The organism is Sphingopyxis sp. (assembly GCF_965279755.1).
In the GTDB taxonomy this organism is placed as follows: domain Bacteria; phylum Pseudomonadota; class Alphaproteobacteria; order Sphingomonadales; family Sphingomonadaceae; genus Sphingopyxis.
In genome coordinates, this window is record NZ_OZ257261.1 from 3,139,326 (window position 1) to 3,157,362 (window position 18,037).

The 18,037-nt window shown below is 65.3% G+C and carries 21 protein-coding genes; 16 read left to right on the forward strand and 5 right to left on the reverse strand.

Going from position 1 to position 18,037, the window contains the following annotated elements; genetic code table 11:
* Positions 1-36: 36 nt before the first annotated feature.
* The 7 genes from ACQY80_RS15425 (at position 37) to ACQY80_RS15455 (ending at position 6,497) form a co-directional block, all read left to right on the forward strand.
* A complete protein-coding gene (locus tag ACQY80_RS15425; RefSeq protein ID WP_428681382.1) occupies positions 37-156 on the forward strand; it encodes an aa3-type cytochrome c oxidase subunit IV in 120 nt (39 codons plus the stop codon).
* A 13-nt stretch (positions 157-169) separates the two neighbouring features.
* On the forward strand, positions 170-1,291 hold the full coding sequence (locus ACQY80_RS15430; protein ID WP_428681384.1) for an NAD(P) transhydrogenase subunit alpha: 1,122 nt from the start codon (positions 170-172) through the stop codon (positions 1,289-1,291).
* 118 nt (positions 1,292-1,409) lie between these two features.
* A complete protein-coding gene (locus ACQY80_RS15435; RefSeq protein ID WP_428681386.1) occupies positions 1,410-2,024 on the forward strand; it encodes a fasciclin domain-containing protein in 615 nt (204 codons plus the stop codon).
* 147 nt (positions 2,025-2,171) lie between these two features.
* Positions 2,172-2,453, forward strand: coding sequence for a proton-translocating transhydrogenase family protein (locus ACQY80_RS15440; RefSeq protein WP_428681388.1), 282 nt, complete (start codon positions 2,172-2,174; stop codon positions 2,451-2,453).
* Between the two features lies 1 nt (position 2,454).
* Positions 2,455-3,942 (forward strand): NAD(P)(+) transhydrogenase (Re/Si-specific) subunit beta, encoded by a 1,488-nt coding sequence (locus tag ACQY80_RS15445; protein ID WP_428681389.1) that lies wholly within the window; start codon positions 2,455-2,457, stop codon positions 3,940-3,942.
* 15 nt (positions 3,943-3,957) lie between these two features.
* Positions 3,958-4,929, forward strand: a complete 972-nt coding sequence (locus tag ACQY80_RS15450) for an alpha/beta fold hydrolase (RefSeq protein ID WP_428681391.1) — start codon at positions 3,958-3,960, stop codon at positions 4,927-4,929.
* A complete protein-coding gene (locus ACQY80_RS15455) occupies positions 4,929-6,497 on the forward strand; it encodes an FAD-binding oxidoreductase (RefSeq protein ID WP_428681393.1) in 1,569 nt (522 codons plus the stop codon). The genes ACQY80_RS15450 and ACQY80_RS15455 overlap by 1 nt, the downstream gene beginning before the upstream one ends.
* 94 nt (positions 6,498-6,591) lie before the next feature.
* Here ACQY80_RS15455 and ACQY80_RS15460 read toward each other — a convergent pair whose 3' ends face one another.
* Genes ACQY80_RS15460 through ACQY80_RS15470 form a run of 3 tightly spaced genes read right to left on the reverse strand, consistent with a single transcriptional unit; the run spans position 6,592 to position 8,365 of the window.
* The gene (locus tag ACQY80_RS15460; RefSeq protein WP_428681395.1) at positions 6,592-6,885 is read right to left on the reverse strand and encodes a hypothetical protein; all 294 of its coding nucleotides are present in this window, start codon (positions 6,883-6,885) and stop codon (positions 6,592-6,594) included.
* A complete protein-coding gene (locus tag ACQY80_RS15465) occupies positions 6,885-7,961 on the reverse strand; it encodes a hypothetical protein (RefSeq protein WP_428681397.1) in 1,077 nt (358 codons plus the stop codon). The genes ACQY80_RS15460 and ACQY80_RS15465 overlap by 1 nt, the downstream gene beginning before the upstream one ends.
* Complete coding sequence (locus ACQY80_RS15470) at positions 7,958-8,365, reverse strand: DUF4383 domain-containing protein (protein ID WP_428681399.1); 408 nt, start codon at positions 8,363-8,365, stop codon at positions 7,958-7,960. The genes ACQY80_RS15465 and ACQY80_RS15470 overlap by 4 nt, the downstream gene beginning before the upstream one ends.
* Positions 8,366-8,515: 150 nt before the next feature.
* Here ACQY80_RS15470 and ACQY80_RS15475 point away from each other — a divergent pair, with 150 nt between their 5' ends.
* Positions 8,516-9,214 carry an aspartate/glutamate racemase family protein gene (locus ACQY80_RS15475; RefSeq protein ID WP_428681401.1) on the forward strand — a complete coding sequence of 233 codons (699 nt, stop codon included), beginning with the start codon at positions 8,516-8,518 and terminating at the stop codon, positions 9,212-9,214.
* A gap of 15 nt (positions 9,215-9,229) precedes the next feature.
* On the opposite strand, the gene ACQY80_RS15480 is transcribed toward ACQY80_RS15475, so the two are convergent.
* Positions 9,230-9,631, reverse strand: a complete 402-nt coding sequence (locus ACQY80_RS15480; protein WP_428681403.1) for a DUF2147 domain-containing protein — start codon at positions 9,629-9,631, stop codon at positions 9,230-9,232.
* A gap of 112 nt (positions 9,632-9,743) precedes the next feature.
* Between ACQY80_RS15480 and ACQY80_RS15485 the strand changes: the two genes are divergently transcribed.
* The 8 genes from ACQY80_RS15485 (at position 9,744) to ACQY80_RS15520 (ending at position 17,339) form a co-directional block, all read left to right on the forward strand.
* Positions 9,744-10,961 (forward strand): parallel beta-helix domain-containing protein, encoded by a 1,218-nt coding sequence (locus tag ACQY80_RS15485; protein ID WP_428681404.1) that lies wholly within the window; start codon positions 9,744-9,746, stop codon positions 10,959-10,961.
* Complete coding sequence (locus ACQY80_RS15490) at positions 10,958-11,983, forward strand: SO2930 family diheme c-type cytochrome (RefSeq protein ID WP_428681406.1); 1,026 nt, start codon at positions 10,958-10,960, stop codon at positions 11,981-11,983. The genes ACQY80_RS15485 and ACQY80_RS15490 overlap by 4 nt, the downstream gene beginning before the upstream one ends.
* A gap of 8 nt (positions 11,984-11,991) precedes the next feature.
* Positions 11,992-12,636, forward strand: a complete 645-nt coding sequence (gene maiA, locus ACQY80_RS15495; protein WP_428681408.1) for a maleylacetoacetate isomerase — start codon at positions 11,992-11,994, stop codon at positions 12,634-12,636.
* Positions 12,633-14,687, forward strand: a complete 2,055-nt coding sequence (locus ACQY80_RS15500; RefSeq protein WP_428681410.1) for a TonB-dependent receptor — start codon at positions 12,633-12,635, stop codon at positions 14,685-14,687. Before maiA ends, ACQY80_RS15500 begins: the two co-directional genes overlap by 4 nt.
* 64 nt (positions 14,688-14,751) lie before the next feature.
* The gene (locus tag ACQY80_RS15505; protein ID WP_428681412.1) at positions 14,752-15,198 is read left to right on the forward strand and encodes a MarR family winged helix-turn-helix transcriptional regulator; all 447 of its coding nucleotides are present in this window, start codon (positions 14,752-14,754) and stop codon (positions 15,196-15,198) included.
* Positions 15,191-15,472, forward strand: coding sequence for an HPr-rel-A system PqqD family peptide chaperone (locus tag ACQY80_RS15510; RefSeq protein ID WP_428681414.1), 282 nt, complete (start codon positions 15,191-15,193; stop codon positions 15,470-15,472). The genes ACQY80_RS15505 and ACQY80_RS15510 overlap by 8 nt, the downstream gene beginning before the upstream one ends.
* Positions 15,469-16,335 (forward strand): HprK-related kinase A, encoded by an 867-nt coding sequence (locus ACQY80_RS15515; protein WP_428681416.1) that lies wholly within the window; start codon positions 15,469-15,471, stop codon positions 16,333-16,335. Before ACQY80_RS15510 ends, ACQY80_RS15515 begins: the two co-directional genes overlap by 4 nt.
* Positions 16,332-17,339, forward strand: a complete 1,008-nt coding sequence (locus ACQY80_RS15520) for a nucleotidyltransferase domain-containing protein (RefSeq protein WP_428681418.1) — start codon at positions 16,332-16,334, stop codon at positions 17,337-17,339. The genes ACQY80_RS15515 and ACQY80_RS15520 overlap by 4 nt, the downstream gene beginning before the upstream one ends.
* On the opposite strand, the gene ACQY80_RS15525 is transcribed toward ACQY80_RS15520, so the two are convergent.
* Entirely contained in the window at positions 17,336-17,998 is a 663-nt protein-coding gene (locus tag ACQY80_RS15525; RefSeq protein ID WP_428681420.1) for an HAD-IA family hydrolase, read from the reverse strand. The genes ACQY80_RS15520 and ACQY80_RS15525 overlap by 4 nt on opposite strands.
* Positions 17,999-18,037 lie beyond the last annotated feature (39 nt).

Consider the following 18,037-nt stretch of genomic DNA (forward strand, 5'->3'; position numbering starts at 1 on the left):
CGCGCTTTTCCGGGCAACAGGCAAAGGGGACAGGTCATGGCACAGCAGGAAATGAAGGCGGCGAACGAAACCTATGCAGGTTTCCTGAACCTGCTGAAGGTCGGCTCGATTCTGACCGCGATCGTTGCGGTCTTTGTCGTCCTGATCATCTCCTGACCGGCCTCCCGGCATGCGCATCGCTGTCCTGAAGGAGCTCGCCGCTGGCGAGACCCGCGTCGCCGCGTCCCCCGAAACCGTGAAGAAGTTCATCGGTCTGGGCGCAGAGGTAGCCGTTGAAGCCGGGGCAGGGGAGCAGGCGTCGATCGCCGATGCCGACTATGCCGCCGCGGGTGCGAGCGTTGCCGCGCGCGCCGATGTGCTGAAGGGCGCGAACATCATTCTCGCTATTCAGGGCCCTGATCCCAAGGGATTGAAGGGCTTTGCCGACGGTGCATGGCTTGCGGCGGGGCTCAACCCGTTCGGGGAGCGCGCGCGCGTTGACGACTATGCCAAGCTTGGCCTTGAAGCGCTGGCGATGGAATTCATGCCGCGCATCACGCGTGCGCAGTCGATGGACATCCTCTCCAGCCAGGCGAATCTTGCGGGCTACAAGGCCGTCCTGATGGCGGCGAACGCCTATGGCCGCGCGTTCCCGATGATGATGACCGCGGCAGGCACCGTCAGCGCCGCCAAGGCGTTCGTGATGGGCGTCGGCGTCGCAGGGCTTCAGGCGATCGCGACCGCACGTCGCCTCGGCGCACAGGTCAGCGCGACCGACGTGCGCGCGGCGACCAAGGAACAGATCATGTCGCTCGGCGCCAAGCCGATCTTCGTCGAGACCGTCGCAGGGATCGAGGGCGAAGGCGCAGGGGGATACGCCACCGAAATGTCCGACGAATATAAGGCGGCGCAGGCCGAACTCGTGTCGTCGCACATCGCCAAGCAGGACATCGTCATCACCACCGCGCTGATCCCGGGGCGCCCCGCGCCGCGGCTCATTTCGGACGCCCAGCTTGCGACGATGCGCGCGGGCAGCGTGATCGTTGATATGGCGGCCGAAAGCGGCGGCAACGTCGAAGGATCGGTCTCGGGCGAAGCGAAGCGCATCCACGGCGTCACCGTGATCGGCGCGCAGAATATCGCGGCGCTGATGCCCGCCGACACCAGCGCGCTGTTCAGCCGCAACCTGTTCAACTTCCTTTCGGCCTTCTGGGACAAGGAAGCGGGCAAGCCGGTCCTCGACGAAGAAATCGGCAACGCGGTGCGCCTGACGCAGGGCGGCAAGGTCGTGAACGAGCGGTTGCTCGGCTAACCGCCGAGGCTGTCTTTCTTTTGAAACTTTCGCGTCGCAGGGCGCGTTTCGATGCGGGTGACCCGCGGATTCAGTTGGATCCTTGGCAACCCCGTCATGGTTTCAAAGGAGAATATCGGTGACCAGAACATTGCTGTTGACGACCGCGCTCGCTGCGGGCCTCGCGCTGGCTGGGTGCAACAAGACGCCCGAGCCGCCGACAACTCAGGCTGAGGCCGGCGCTACCGGCGATGTCGTCACTGCGAGCGCCAATCCAACGGTCGGCGGCGCCGAGATGCTGCCGGCGAAGACGATCGTCGAGAATGCCTCGGCCTCGCCGATCCATAAGCAGCTCGTCGCCGCGATCAAGCAGGCCGATCTGGCAGAAACGCTGTCGGGCACCGGCCCTTTCACGGTTTTTGCGCCGACCGACGAGGCCTTTGCCCAGATCCCTGCCGTGCAGCGCGACGGCTGGATGCGACCGGCGCAGAAGACGGTACTGGCGGGTATCCTCAAATATCATGTCGTCCCGGGAAAGCTGACCGCCGACGACATCAGAGCGAAGATCGCGGAGGGCAAGGGCAGCGCGACGCTGAAGACCGCCGATGGTCAGGATCTGACCGCGACGATCAGCGGCGAGCAGATTTTGCTGACCAGCGCCAGCGGCAACAAGGCGGTGGTGACGCAGGGTGATATCGACCAGTCGAACGGCGTCATCCACGTCGTCGATGCGGTGCTGCTGCCCAAGATGTAAGGCATTCCGCGACATTTTATTTCGCATAGGGCGCGCATTTCCGGCTTTCGGGAAATACGCGCCCTTCTTTTTGGCAGCTTTGGAGTCGACACGCCCCCTCGCGCACGGCAAGAGGTGCGCCAAGCGGAATCAGCAGGGGAGCCGACCGTGGATTTTATCTCGATTTTCTCGATTTTCGTTCTGGCATGCTTCGTCGGCTATTTCGTTGTCTGGTCGGTGACACCGGCGCTGCACACGCCGCTGATGAGCGTGACCAACGCGATTTCTTCGGTCATCATCGTCGGGGCGCTGATCGCCAGCGCCGCTGCGGGGTCCGTCACGTCGAAATGGCTCGGCCTCGCGGCCGTCGTGATGGCCAGCATCAACATTTTCGGCGGTTTCGCGGTCACTGCGCGCATGTTGGCCATGTACAAGAAGAAGGTGCGCTGACATGAGCTTTCAGCACATCCTTGCCGCTGCGGCGGGTGAACATGGCATCGCGGTAAACCCTTGGGCTGCCGTTGCCTATCTGGTCGCGGGCGTTCTCTTCATCATGGCGTTGCGCGGGCTGTCGAGCCCGGCGACCGCACAGAGCGGTAACCGCTTCGGCATGGCGGGCATGACGATCGCCGTCGTCACCACCTTGCTGACGCACGCGCCTGTCACGGCCGACGGCCAGATGGACGGTGTCTCGCTGATCGAGATTCTCGTCGCGATCGGCATCGGCGCCGTGATCGGTATCGTGATGGCGCGCAAGATCGCCATGACAGCGATGCCGCAGCTTGTGGCGGCGTTTCACAGCCTCGTCGGCCTTGCCGCGGTCGCGGTGGCGGCGGCGGCCTATCTCAACCCCGGCGCCTTCGGCATCGCCGACGCTGCGGGCGAGATTTTCACGGTCAGCCGCGTCGAGATGGGGCTTGGTATCGCGATCGGCGCGATCACCTTCTCCGGGTCGGTCATCGCCTTCCTCAAATTGAACGGCAATATGTCGGGTTCGCCGATCATGCTGCCCGGGCGCCACATCATCAATCTCGGCACGCTGGCCGCGATCATCGGGCTCGTCGCCTATTTCACCCAGGATCAAAGTCCGTGGGTGTTCTGGACTGTCACCGGCCTCAGCTTCGCGATCGGCTTCCTGTTGATTATCCCGATCGGCGGCGCCGACATGCCGGTCGTCGTGTCGATGCTGAACAGCTATTCGGGCTGGGCTGCAGCGGCGATGGGCTTCACGCTTCACAACACCGCGATGATCATCACCGGCGCGCTCGTGGGCTCGTCGGGTGCGATCCTGTCATATATCATGTGCCGCGCGATGAACCGCAGCTTCATCAGCGTGATCGCGGGCGGCTTCGGCGCCGATGCCGAAGCGAGCGCCGGTGGCGGCGCCAAGGAACAGCGTCCGTGGAAACCGGGCAGCGCCGACGATGCCGCCTTCCTGATGAGCCAGGCCGAGAATGTCATCATCGTTCCGGGTTACGGCATGGCGGTCGCGCAGGCGCAGCACGCGCTGCGCGAAATGGGCGACCAGCTGAAGAAGGAAGGCGTCAACGTCAAATATGCGATCCACCCGGTTGCGGGGCGCATGCCGGGGCATATGAACGTGCTGTTGGCCGAAGCCAACGTCCCCTATGACGAGGTGTTCGAGCTCGAGGATATCAACGGCGAGTTCGCGCAAGCCGACGTCGCTTTCGTCATCGGCGCGAACGACGTCACCAACCCGGCGGCGAAGACCGACAAGACCTCGCCGATTTATGGTATGCCGATCCTCGACGTCGCCAACGCCAAGACCGTGCTGTTCGTGAAGCGCTCGATGGGCGGCGTCGGCTATGCCGGCGTCGACAACGACGTCTTCTACATGGACCAGACGATGATGCTGCTCGGCGATGCCAAGAAGATGGCGGACGACATCGTCAAGGCGCTGAACGGCGGCGGTCACTAAGTCGGGTCGTCCCGCATGATGCGGTGGCTTTTCAGGCTGGGCGGGGGGCTTCTCCTCGCTCTCGTCCTGCTCTTTGCCGGCTTCCGCGTCGCCGCATGGTGGCGCGAGGGGCCGGTGCCGACCCCGCCGCAGATGGTGATGGTTGCGACCGGCTACGGCAAGGTCGCGGTGCAGCTCTCCGGCCCCGAAACAGGCCGCCGCGTTGTGCTGCTTCACGGCACTGCGGCATGGAGCGGCTTCTGGCGCGACGTTTCGGCGCATCTCGCGGCGCAGGGCTGGCGGGTGATCGCGGTCGATACCCCGCCGTTCGGCTGGTCCGAGCGCGATCCGCAGGCCCGCTATGACCGGGTGTCGCAGGCCGACCGGCTCGCACAATTACTCCGCGCCACCGGCGGCCCGGCAATCATCGTCGGGCACAGCTTCGGGGCGGGGGCCGCGGTCGAACTCGCTGCTGGCAAGGATGCGGCACTGGTCGACGGGCTGATCCTCGTCGATGCCGCGCTCGGCACGCTCGACCCGCCCCAAGGACGCGGTGCGGCGGCTGCCACGCTGTCCCTTGCGCCATTGGCGCAGGCGGTCATCTCGGCCTCGGTCACCAACCCGCCGCTTACCGGGCCGCTGCTGCGCTCCTTTCTGGCGCGCAAGGATGCCGCCGACCCCTGGCTCGCGACGCTGAAAGAACCGATGCGGCGCGAGGGCACGACCGCCGCCTATGCCGCGTGGCTGCCGAACCTGCTCATCGTCAACGACGGCGCGCTGAGCCGCACGCGCGCTGGCCTCAAGGGCATTGCTGCGCCAAGCGCGATCATCTGGGGCGCCGCCGATACGGTGACCCCGCCCGCGCAGGGCAAGGAACTGGAACGATTGCTTAATTTACGCTCTGCTATCTATCTTGCCGGCGTGGGGCATATCCCGCACATTGAGGATCCGAAGGGCTTTCAGACCGCGCTCGATCGCAGCCTGATCGCCGTGACGCGGGGGAAGTGATGGTCAAGAAGCGTTGGGTGGTCGGCGGGGTCGCGGCCGCGTCTGTCACCGGAGCCGCGATATGGGCGGCACCGCTCGCCGCCGATCCCGAAGGCGACAAGGACTGTGGGCCCGACGTCGCGAAGCTCGCCTTCGGCAAGGCGCAGGCCGATGCCGCCGCCGAACCCGACTGGGCGCAGGCGGGCGGGACGATCAACGACGAAAGCTGCCTCAACCGCACCGCGATCCGCGGCATCGTCGCGCCGACGACCGATGCGCAGCTTGCCGATGCGCTTGCCTATGCCCGCGCGAACAAGCTCCCCGTCACGGCGGCGGGCGCAAAGCACAGCATGGGCGGACAGGCCTTCGCCAAGGGCGGGGTCGTCGTCGACATGCGGCGGATGAACGCGATCACGCTGGACAGGCAGGCGCGTACGATCACCGTCGGCGCGGGCGCGCGCTGGCACGATATCCAGAACAGGATTCATCCCGAATTTGCGGTAAAGGCGATGCAGTCGACCGACGTCTTCACCGTTGGTGGTTCGATAGCGGTCAATGCGCATGGCATGGACCACCGCGCCGGCGCGCTGATGGGATCGATCCGCTCGATGCGCGTGATGCTGGCGGACGGCAGCATGGTCACCGCGTCGCGCGAGGAGAATCCCGAACTCTTCCGTCATATCGTCGGCGGCTATGGCCTGTTCGGCATCGTGACCGAGGCGACGCTCGATATCGTGCCGAACGATATCTATCAGTCCGCGCGTGCGGTGATCGCGGCGAAAGATTTCCCGAAGACTTTCGCGGCGCTGGAGGCCGATCCGAATGTCGGGCTGACCTATACGCATCTGTCGACGGCGCCGGGCAATCTGCTCGAGGAAGCGCTCGTCTACAGCTACACCAAGGTACCCGACGAAGCCGGCATGGAGCGCGCGCCGCTGTCCGAAGTCGGCGCGGTCAAGCTGCGCCGCCTGACGGTCAATATGTCGAAGCGCGCCAACTGGCTCAAATCGCTCAAATGGTGGAGCGAGAAGAATATCGAGCACCGGATCGAAAGCTGCACCGTCACGCGCGCGCAGGCGATGCAGGATGGCGAGGCGTGCCTCGTCTCGCGCAACGACCCGATGCATGACTCGGTGCCCTATCTTTACAACAACCTCCGCGACGAAACCGACATCCTGCACGAATATTTCGTGCCGCGTGCGGCGTTGCTGCCCTTCGTCACCGAGATGCGTGCGCTGTTCAAGCGTCACCACACCAACCTTCTCAACGCATCGATCCGCGCGGTGGAGAAGGAGGAGAATGCGCTGAGCTATGCGCCCGAACGCGCTTTCTCGGTCGTCCTCTACATCAACCAGCCGACCGACGCGGCGGGCAATGAAGAGATGGCGGCGCTAACGCGCGACCTGATCGATTTGACCGCGAAACATGGTGGGCGCTTCTTCTTGCCGTATCAGCTCCACTACACCGGCGAGCAACTCCGGCGGTCCTATCCCGAATTCGATGCTTTCGTCGCCGAGAAGATAAAATGGGATCCCGACGGACTGTTCCGCAACAGTTGGTACGACCGTTATGCGGGGTCAATCACCTAGCGTTGTCATTGCGAGCGTAGCGAAGCAATCCAGAGCGGGTTTACGCGCACTCTGGATTGCCGCGTCGCCTTCGGCTCCTTGCAATGACGCTGCTTCAGGGCTTCGCCAGCGGAAAACAGGCTGCCGCCACCCGTCCCTCGATCACCAGCGGGGCACCGTTCCGGTAGAGCCGCCAGACGAAGCCGCGCTCGTCGTTCGCGACCGCCAGCACCGCATTCTTGCGTACCGCCACCACGCGCCCACCGGCATCGGCGATGGTGCGCAGCGCCGTGCCGGTATCGCCGACGACCGCGACCTGCCGACCCGGCGGGCCAACTAACGGCATGGCGAGCATGATGACCGCCCAGCCGGCAAGTGCGATCACGGCCCCGATCAGCGTGCGCCGCATCAGTAATCGTAGATATGCTCAAGCGTCGCGCCCTCGGCGGGCAGTGCCGCGAGGGTCGACGACAGCGCGGACACCTTGATCCGGTACCCGCGCCGTTCCCAGCCCGGACGATCGCCGAGTGCCATGGTCAGCAACGGCTTGCCCGCCGGTTTCGAAGCGGGCGCGAGGACGGTGAGGAAGATATCGTCGTTGCCCGCGATCTCGCGAAACGGAATGCCGGCTGCGGCGATCTTTTTCGCAAGGTCGGTGAATTGGGCGTAGCGCGGCGCATCGACGATCGTGCCCTGCGCGCCGGTCGAGATGATCTTGAGCCGCGGATCGACCGCTGCGACCTGTTCGGGCGTCGCGCCCAGAACCAGCCGCATTCGCACCTCGTCGGCGCCGAGCGCGGTGCCGCTCGCCCAGCCGATGAGCTTTGCATAGCCTGTCTTGACACCATATTCCAGGCTGAGGGCGATGCGCCGCTCGATACCGCGGACCCCGCCGAAGTCGCTGCCCCAAAGGCCCGTGAACGCCTGGCCGAAAGGGAAACGATACCAGGGCGTTTCGTTCATGAAGGCGCCGTAGCGCTGCTGCACGCCTGCGGCGTAGCGATCCTCGGGGCTCCTGTACCCGCCGACCCATTCGAAGATGCGGCCGATCGTATTCTCCCAGGCCGCCTTGACGGCCATCTCGGCGCTGAAGCTGATCCCGATCGTATAGAGCATCACCTTGGCGTCGCCGCCCTCTTTGGGATCGGCCGCCTGATTGAGCGCGCAATAGCTGGACCAGAAACTGCCGATGTCGCGGAAATAGCGATAGCCGCTCGGGGGCCTGTCCTGCAGGTGGCGGCCAAGGCTCTCGGCCGAATAAACGATATGCCATTCGGGATAGGTCAGCAGCGTGCGCGCCTCGGGCCGCTGATCGGCCTTGCCGGCAAGCAGCGGGCGATACGGCGCGGCCGCCTGAACCGACGAGCCGCAACCGAGTTCGATGTAGAGGATCGGCCACAGGATCAGCGCGACCAGCAACAGCCCCAGCGCATAGCGCTTTTTGAACCGGCGCTTTTTCGGTTCGGTCGCGGCCTTTTGTCTCACGCGGTTTTCCGGGCCATCACATAGCCGACATAGGCGGCCCAGCCGCCGAGGATAAGGTGCGGCAGGTTGGCGAAGAAGCGCGTCAGCAGCGGCAGGTCGATCGGGCCGTACAGAAAGATACCGCCGTCGAGATAGCCCATGCCGGTGATCAGCCCGAGCACCCCGTCGAGGAAATAGAGCGGTCCAAAGATCCTGAAATATTGCTCGGCGGCGCGCCGCGAGTGCCAGGCTGCGATCCCGCCCCACAGGCCCGAGGCGAGGTGGAGCGCATCGTCGTAAAGGTCGAGCTTGAACAGGCCGAAGAGATTGCCGTCGGCATCTTCGAAGGCCGGGATATATCCGACGACCACGACCAGCACGAGTATGCCGAAATAGATCCAGCCCCACCTGCGTATCGGATCCATCGGTCTTTCTCCTTACCCTGACGCGGCGCATGTCGGCCGCTCCCCGTCGCCGATGAACGATATTCGGGGCTTATGGTCAAGCTGTGCCTCGACCGCATCATATCTTGCCGGTAAGGCTTTCAAAAATCCTGAAACCGGGGAAATGACCATATGCGTAAAATCGGCCTGATCGGGGGTATGAGCTGGGCGTCGACCGAGCTTTATTACCGGCATCTCAACAAGGGCGTGCAAAAGCGCCTCGGCACGGCCTGTTCGGCGCCGATCATGCTGGAGAGCCTGAACTATTGCGAGCTGTCGCGCATCTCGACGCCCGAGCAATGGACGCATGCGAAGGAGGTGCTGATCGCTTCGGCCAAGCGGCTCGAGGATGCGGGCGCGACCGCGCTGATGATCGCGGCGAATTCGATGCACAAGGTGGCGGAAGACGTTGCCGCGGCGATCTCGATCCCGCTGCTCCATATCGTCGACGAGACGGGCGAAAAGATGAAGGCTGACGGCGTCAAGTCGGCGGCGGTGATCGGCACGCAGGGCGTGATGACCGAACCCTGGTTCCGTCAGCGCCTCGTCCGTCACGGCCTGACGCTCGCGCCCTATGACGCCGCGCGCGCCGAGGCGATCGACAATATCATCTATGAGCAGCTGATGCAGGGCAAGGTGACCGAGGATGCGCGCCGCCAGATGCGGACCTTCATCACCGACATCGCGAAGCAGGATGTGCAGGCGCTCGTCCTTGCCTGCACCGAGCTGGTAATGATCGTCGATCCCGACGCCAACGTTCTGCCGATTTATGACACGACGCGTATCCACGTCGCGGCGGGTGTCGACTGGATCCTTGGCGACGCGCCGTAAGCGAGTTGAAAGACGCTAACTCACCCGCGTCCAGGTGACGGTCCTGCAGAAGAGTGAGACACAGCCCTTCATCGTCAGCTTGTTGCCGGCGACGCGCAGGTGCGCGGTGTAATAGCGGCCGTCCTCCGGGCTGTAACCGGAGCCCTTCCAGCCGCCTTCGTGGGGAACAAGATCCCAATAGATTTGCAGGCCGGTAACCTGACGGGCGCGTTTCGCCTTGTCGGGGTTGCGCTCGTCGAGTTGGCCGCCCGCCGGCTGCTTGATCAGCAGCCGTTCGATCTTTCCGCACATCTTGGCACCGCATGGCGCCATCGTGACGATGCCCTTGCCGTCGTCGGTCTTCCACCGCCCCGTCAGCGAAGCCGGCGCGGCCGCCATCGACGGTACTGCTACAAAGGCGGCAAGCGCCAATCCCATTCTGTAAATCACTGCGACCACTCCCCGGTTTATTAGCTACACGCATGTCAGCAACGCGCTTGGCATCCGTCAAGTCTTGCCGCATGGTCGCGCGAAAGCAAGGGAGAGACACATGCGATTCCAAAGCCTCCGCCACGCGGCGACGCTTGCCCTCGTTGCGGCGTTTGTCGCCAGTCCGGCGGCCGCCAAGACGATCAGCGTCAAGGCCGGAACGCCCGACGCCAATGAAAAGCTGCAGGAAGCGCTGATTCTCGCCGAACCCGGCGACACCGTCGAACTGGGTGCGGGCGTCTGGACGCTGACCGATGGCCTGTCGCTCGACGTGAACAATGTCACGGTGCGCGGCGCGGGGGTGAAGGATGGCGAGGGATCGATCCTCGATTTTTCGGGGCAGCAGGGCGCGGGCGAGGGGCTGCTCGTCACCTCCGACGATGTATTCCTGACCGATTTCGCGGTGCTCAACACCAAGGGTGACGGGATCAAGTCGAAGGGTGCCGACCGCATCGTCTATCACCAGCTTCGTGTCGAATGGACCTCCGGACCGAAAGCCACGAACGGCGCCTATGGCATCTATCCGGTCGAGAGCAGCGACGTGCTGATCGACAGCGTGTTTGTTCGCGGCGCGTCGGATGCGGGCATCTATGTCGGCCAGTCGAAGAATATCATCGTGCGCGAATCGATCGCGACCGAGAATGTCGCCGGGATCGAGATCGAGAACAGCTTCGACGCCGACGTCCACGACAATATCGCGACGAAGAACACAGGCGGCATCCTGGTATTCGACTTGCCGAACCTGCCGCAGCAGGGCGGCCACAATGTCCGCGTGTTCGAGAATGTCGTGAACGACAACAGCACGCCGAACTTTGCACCGAAGGGGAATATCGTCGCGAGCGTGCCGACCGGCACCGGGGTACTCATCATGGCGAACCGCAATGTCGAGATATTCGGCAATGCCTTCGACCAGAACGGCACCGCGAACGTGATGATCGTCGGCTATCGCTACGATCAGAAGGACGTCAAATATCAGCCGCTGCCCAAGGGCATCGTCGTGCGCGATAATCAGCATGGCAAGGCGGGCTATGCCCCGGCCTTTGCCGGCGGCGACCAGATCGCGGCGGCGATGGGCGGATCGATCCCGCCGATATTATGGGACGGCGCGGGCGATGCGGTCGTGCTCGACAAGGTGGGCGTGCTGTCGCTGAACCTGCCCGACGTGAAGACGCCGCAGAGCGAGGCAAAGCCGTCGCCCGCCGACCTGTCGAAGGGAACCCCGCCAGCGGCGCTGCCGGGCATCACGCTGCCCGAGAGCATGGAGGCAAAGGTCCGGTGAGGCGGTTTGCCGCCGCGCTGCTCGCGGCGCTCCTTTGCTCCAGTGGCGCGTCGGCGGTGCCGGACGCGCGTCCCGACCAAAGCGTGATCGACGGCACGGCGATGCCGCCGAAGCTGTCGGCTTTCGGGCTGTTCCGCCCGGGGACGAGCGAACTGCTGCCTGCATTGCTGCCCTATACTCTCCATACGCCGCTGTTCAGCGACTATGCCGAAAAGCATCGCGCGATCTGGATGCCCGATGGCAAGAATGCGCCGATCGGCGCCGACGGCGTTCCCGGCTTTCCGATCGGAACGGTGATCGTCAAAAGCTTTGGCTGGCCCGACTGGAACGGCGGCCGGCCGGTCGAGACGCGGTTGCTGATCCGGCGCGAGGCGGGCTGGACCGCGCTTCCCTATATCTGGGACGCCGACGGCAAGGATGCCTCGCTCGCGATCGCGGGGCGCCGCGTGCCGGTGACCTTCAAAAGCCCCGACGGCACGTCGCACAGCATCAGCTACGCCGTGCCGAACAAGAACCAGTGCAAGGAATGCCACAGCCTGAAGGGCGAGATCGTGCCGATCGGTCCCAAGGCGAACAATATGGTGTTCACGCCCGCGCCGGGGCGGCCTGCCTCCTCGCGCTTCTTTTCCTATCCCGCGATGCGGATTGCGCCGATGCCGAAGTGGGACGACCCCAAAAGCGGCTCGCTGCAGGACCGTGCGCGCGCCTATCTCGCGGTCAATTGCTCGCATTGCCACAATCCGGAAGGGAGCGCGTCGAACAGCGGCTTGTTCCTGCGCTGGACCGATCCGGTGAACGTCAATTACGGCATCGGCAAGCGACCGACCGCAGCGGGCAGAGGGAGCGGCGGAATGGATTTCGCGATCGCGCCGGGCGACCCCGATCACAGCTTCCTGATCTATCGCCTCGAAAGCCTCGACCCCGGCATCGCGATGCCCGAGCTTGGGCGCTCGACGGTGCACAAGGAGGGCGCGGACTTGCTGCGGCAATGGATTGCGGCGATGCCCAAAGACGCGCATTAGGACGCGCCATGACTCATCAAGCGACCACGCTCGTTCTCCACGATTATTTCCGCTCCTCGGCCAGCTTTCGCGTCCGCATCGCGCTGAACCTGAAAGGTCTCGCCTATGATCGCGTCGAGATCAGCCTGATCGCGGGCGAGCAGAAGAGCGACGCGTATCTGGCGCAGAACGCACAGGGCTTCGTCCCGATGCTGGTCGCCGATGGCGAGGCGATCATCCAGAGTCTCGCGATCATCGACTGGCTCGACCGTGCCTTTCCCGAACCGCGACTGATCCCCGACGACCCGATGCCGCGCGCGGTCGCGCTCGCGCAGGCACAGGTGGTGGCAAGCGATATCCATCCGCTCAACAATTTGCGCGTCCTCAAATATCTGACGAGCAACCTCGGGCTCAACGAGATCACCAAGGATCGCTGGATTCACGAATGGATATTGCAGGGCTTTGACGCGCTCGAGGCGATGGCGGGTGAGGGGACTTATCTCGGCGGCGACGCTCCAGGGATCGCCGACTGCTGTCTTGTGCCGCAAATCTATAACGCCCGCCGCTTCGACGTGCCGCTCGACGCCTTTCCGCGCCTCATCGCGATCGACGCGGCGTGCATGGAGTTGGACGCCTTTCAGAGGGCGCATCCTGACGCAGTAAAACCCGCGTGATCCGCCTGTTGATCGGAACCGCCGCGCTGGTGCTGCCGGCCGGGGCGATGGCGCAGGAGGAAGGGGACTATGTTCGGGCGGAAGATATTCCCTGCGTGACCTCGTCGCCGCGTCCGCGCGATCTCATCATCGTCATCGGCAGTGGTGCGCTGAGCCGGTCCGACGGCGACGCCGTGCAGAGCGGTGCGGTGCTGTCCGACATCGCCCCGGGATTCGGCTCGCGTGTCGAGAACCGGCTTCGCGACGAGGCGGGGCTTGTGCAGTTTCGCCGGTCGGACGGCCGCAGCGCACATCCGACCAGTCAGGGCATCACGCTTCGCGGCCTCGGCGGCAATGCGTCGGCGCGCGCGCTGGTTACCCTCGACGGCGTGCCGCAAGCCGATCCCTTCGGCGGCTGGGTCGCCTGGTCGGCCTATGACGCGATCAATCTGGGCGGTGTCATCGTGACGCGCGGCGGTGGCAGCGGCGTTGACGGGCCGGGCGCGCTTGCCGGAACGGTGGGCCTATACTCGCGCATGACCGACGGGATTCAGGCAAGCGCCGCCTATGGTAGCCGCGACAGCCTTGACTTGTCGGCATCGGCGGGCAGCGATCTTGGCCGCGGCGCGATCGCGATCGACGGCCGCTACAGCCGCGGTGATGGCTTCATCCCGATCGCCAAGGGGCAGCGCGGCAGCGTCGACCGCGCCGCGCCCTATGAACAGGGTGGGCTGGGCCTTCGCCTCCGCTTCGACGCGGGCGAGGACAGCAGGATCGAGGCAAGCGTGCGCGGCTTTTCGGACCGGCGCGATCGCGGCACCAATTTTACCGCGAGCAAGGTCGACGGGATCGATGCCAGCGTCCGCTTCGTTCACGATCCCTATGGCGCCACTCAGTGGACTGCGCTCGCCTATCTTCAACTGCGCGACTTCGAGAGCGGCTTTGCAAGTGTTGTGGCGGGGCGCAACAGCGTCGCGCCGGCTCTGTTCCAGCGCGTTCCGGCAACCGGCCTCGGCGCGCGGTTAGAGCTTCGCCCCGCGATAGCGGACAGCAATCCCTTGGGCCTCGGCATCGACTGGCGCCGCACGAGTGGGCGGACCGAAGAGGATTATTTCTTCTCCGGCGTTACGCCGGGGCGCCACCGCATCGCGGGCGGCGACAGCCATACCGTGGGCGCCTTTGCCGAATGGACGTCGGGCGACGGGCAGGATGGCTTTCTGTGGACGCTGAGCGGCCGCGTCGATCGCTGGTGGCTGGGTGAGGGATACCGGATCGAGCGCAATATCGGCGGCTCGCTGATTACCAACCTTCGCTTTCCCGCCCGGCAGGGCTGGGAAGGCAGCGGTCGTGCGGGCGTGCGCTGGACGTCCGACGGCTTCACGCTACGCGCCGCCGCCTATCGTGGCTGGCGCCTGCCGACGCTAAACGAGCTCTATCGTCCGTTCCGCGTCGGCGCCGACACGACCACGGCGAACGAGATGCTGAGGCCCGAACGGTTGTGGGGCGGCGAGGCGGGCGCCGACTGGGCGCGCGGCGACACGAAGCTGTCGGTGACATTGTTCGCGAACCATCTGTCGAACGCGATCGCCAATGTGACGATCGGACCCAATCTCAGCCAGCGGCAGAATCTCGACGCCATCGACAGCAAGGGCATCGAGTTTGCCGGCGAGCAGCGGATCGGCCCCGCGACCCTGCGCGCGACATGGGCCTTCGCCGACGCAAAGGTCGACGCCTCGGGACTCGCGGCGACGCTCGACGGCCGCCGCCCGGCCCAGATTGCGAAAAACAGCGGCAGCGTTTCGCTGCGATCGAACGGCGCGGGCCCGTTCGGCGGCTTTGCCACGCTGCGCTATGTCGGCAGCCAGAATGAGGATGACCTCGGCCTGCTCAAACTGGACGACGCAGTGACGCTCGATGCCGGTCTGTCGTGGCGGATCACCGACGCGCTCAGCGTCGAGGCGCGCGGCGAGAATCTGACCAACGAACTCGTCCCCGCGGCGATCTCGTCATCGGGGATCGTCGAGCGCGCGACCCCGCGAACGTTATGGGTCGGCGCGCGGGTGAACTTCTGAGGCTTCACAGCGCGCAAACAGGCGATAGGATGGATGCGCCACAAGCGCAGTGGGGATTTGAAGCATGGCCACGAAGAAGCTGAATCTCGACAATTTCCTGCCCTACCGGCTGTCGATCGCTTCCAACGCGCTTTCTGAGCGGATTGCCACCGAATATCAGAACCGCTTCGGGCTCAAGATTCCCGAATGGCGGCTGATGGCGGTGCTGGGCGAGGGCAGGCCGCTGACCCAGCGCGAGCTTGTGTCGGCAACCCGCATGGACAAGGTCACCGTCAATCGCGCGGCCAAGGCGCTCGCCGACCGCCAGCTCATCGCGCGCCAGGCGCATGAGGTCGACGGGCGCTCACACCATCTGGAGCTTACCGAGACCGGGCGGTCACTCTATGATGCGATCGCGCCCGCTGCGCTGGCGAGCGAGGCTCGGCTCGAATCGAACATCACTGCAACCGAGCGCGCGACTTTGCTCGCGATACTTGCCAAGCTGACCGCCGCCGCCGAAGATTATGGGTGACCGGGCATATCGTGCCGCGCCGGCGGCCGACCTGCGCGTCGAGGCGCTCGGCGAGCTGACCGCGATCTTCGACCGACGGTCGATGCAGACGCATATCGTCGTGTCGCCGATGCCAGAGATACTCGTCGCGATGGCCGGTGATGCCTGCGATGCCGCGACGATCGCGGCGCGCCTCGCGGCAGAGTTCGATCTCGAGGCGGAAGGCGACGCGCCCGCAGTCATCGCCGACCGGCTAGAGGAGCTCGCGGCGATGGGTCTGGTGGTCCCCGCGTGAGGCACCGCACGCGCATTACCGTCGGCCCTGTCCAGTTTCGTGTCGGCAGCGACTGGGCCGCACCGATTGCCGCGCTGAATCGTCTCTACGCCGGATATCCGCGCGACGATGCTCGCCCGGCGGAGGCGACGGTGCGTTTGTTCGCGGCGCGGCCCTGGCGGCGCTGGCTGCGTCCCTCGGTGCATATCGGCGGCGATTTCGTCGTCCCCGACGCGCTGCCGTTGCCGCTCTCGATGGGGCTTCTCGCCGCCGAGATGGGAATGAACTTGCAGGTCGCGCTCGGATGGCGGCGGCACATGCTGCTCCACGCCAGCGCTGTCGCGCGCGATGGCCGGGCGGTCATCATGTCGGGCGAGTCGGGGTCGGGCAAATCGACACTTTCGGCGCTGCTGGGGGAGAGCGGCTGGCGCCTGATGGGCGACGAGTTCACCCTGATCGATCCGGCGGACGGCGACGCGCTTGCTTTCCCGCGCGCGGTCAGCCTCAAGAATGCCGCGATTGCAGAGGTTGCGACACGGGTCGATCCCGCGCGGCTCGGGCCGCTGCTGGCAGGCACGCCCAAGGGCGATATCCGCCACCTGATCCCGCGCGCCGATGCGGTCGCGGCGATGCATGAGCCCGCGCGCCCGGCGCTGCTGCTCTTCCCGCGCTTTGGCGGCGAAACCTCGGTCGAGCGGATGGGCGAGGGTGAGGCCTTCGTCCGCCTGACCGAGGCGTCGACCAACTATGTCGCGCTGGGTGAGGCCGGATTCGCCGCGCTGACGCGGTTGGTGCGCGAAACACCGGCGTTCGGCATTTCCTATCCCGACAGCGAAGCGGGCATGGCGCTGGTTAAACAGCTTTTTGCCGAGGCGGCGGGATGACAGCCATCGCCACCACGCTGACCCGGGTCTTCGCCGACCCTGCCGGCGCACGCATCGACGACTGGGAGGGCCTGATCTGCGCCGCGCGGTCCGAGGCTATGCTCTCGACGCTCGCCCATCTGATCGACGGTGCCGACATGCCCGCGCCGGTCGCGGCATTATTCGCCGATCTGCGCGCGGCGGCCCGCGTTACGCAGGCGCAAGCTTTGTGGGAGGCCGACATGGCGCGTCGCGCGCTGGCGCCAGAGGGGATCGAGTTCGTGCTGCTGAAGGGCACTGCCTATGCGGCGGCGGGCTTGCGGTGCAGTATGGGGCGGCAGATCGGCGACCTCGATATCCTCGTGCCGATGCACGACATCCGCCGCGCTGAAAATGCGCTGCTCCGTGCCGGCTGGGAATGGGTGAAGCCCGACCCCTATGACGACCAATATTACCGCGAGCATATGCACGAACTGCCGCCGCTGATTCATGGCGGACGCGACCGCATGATCGACGTGCACCATACGATCCTGCCACGCACGCATCGCGTCACGCCTGATGCGCTGTCGCTGGTCAGCGATGCGGTGATGACCGAAAGCGGCTTCGCGGTGCTGTGTCCCACCGACATGGCCTGTCACTGCGCGGCGCATATGATCGCCGACGGCGATCTGCAGGGCGGCCTTCGCAACCTGTGGGATTTTCATTGCCTGACGCGCGATTTCGCCGCAGCGGACCCCGGTTTCTGGGGCAAGCTCGACGCGCGCGCCGACCTGCACGGATTGCACGCCCCGGTGCACCGTGCCGCACGATTGGCGCGCGATCTTTACGCCTCGACGCTTCCGCCCGGATGGGATCGCCATGACCCTGCCGATCTCTCGTTCAGGCGCCGCCTGCTGGCGCGCGACCGGTGGGGGCGTCCGACGAACTTCGCGTTGCAGCAAGCCTTCTATATCCGCTCCCACTGGCTGCGGATGCCACCGCTGATGCTGGCCAAGCACCTCTGGACGAAGTGGCGAAAGCGCTAGAGCGTCTCGAGCAACGGGATCAGCGCATCATAATCGCCGATGACATGATCGGCGCCGAACTCCTCGGCCGGCCGGTCGAGGAAACCGAAGCCGACGAGGATGCCCGGCGTTCCGGCCGCTTTCGCCGCCATGACGTCATAGATGCTGTCGCCGACGAACGCGGTCCGACCGCCACCAGCCTGTTCGATCATCGCGAGGATCGGTTCGGGCGACGGCTTGCGGACCCCCAGCGTATCACCCCCGATGATCACCGCCATGCGGTCGGCAAGGCCGAGTTCGCCCAGCAGCATTCGCGCCATGCGCTCAGCCTTGTTCGTGACCACGGTCGTTGCGACACCCAGATCGTCGAGGCGATCCAGCGCATCGGTCAGGCCGGGGAAGGGCCGGCTGTTCACGGCAATATGCGCCTCGTAATAGCGCAGCAGGTCGGGCAGCAGCCGGTCGACCATGCCCTCCGGCGCGCCGCCGGTCGCGAGCAATCCCTGTCCCAGCATATGCCGGGCGCCGAGCCCGATCATCGGCCGCACCGCAGCTTCGGTCAGCGGCGCGCGGTCGATCGACGCCAGCGCGTGGTTCACTGCGGCGGTCAGATCGGCGGCTGTATCGACGAGGGTGCCGTCGAGATCGAAGCCGACGATGCGGAAGGGGAAGTCGTTCATGGGGCTCCGCATGGCGTGATGTTCTGGAATCCGCAATGA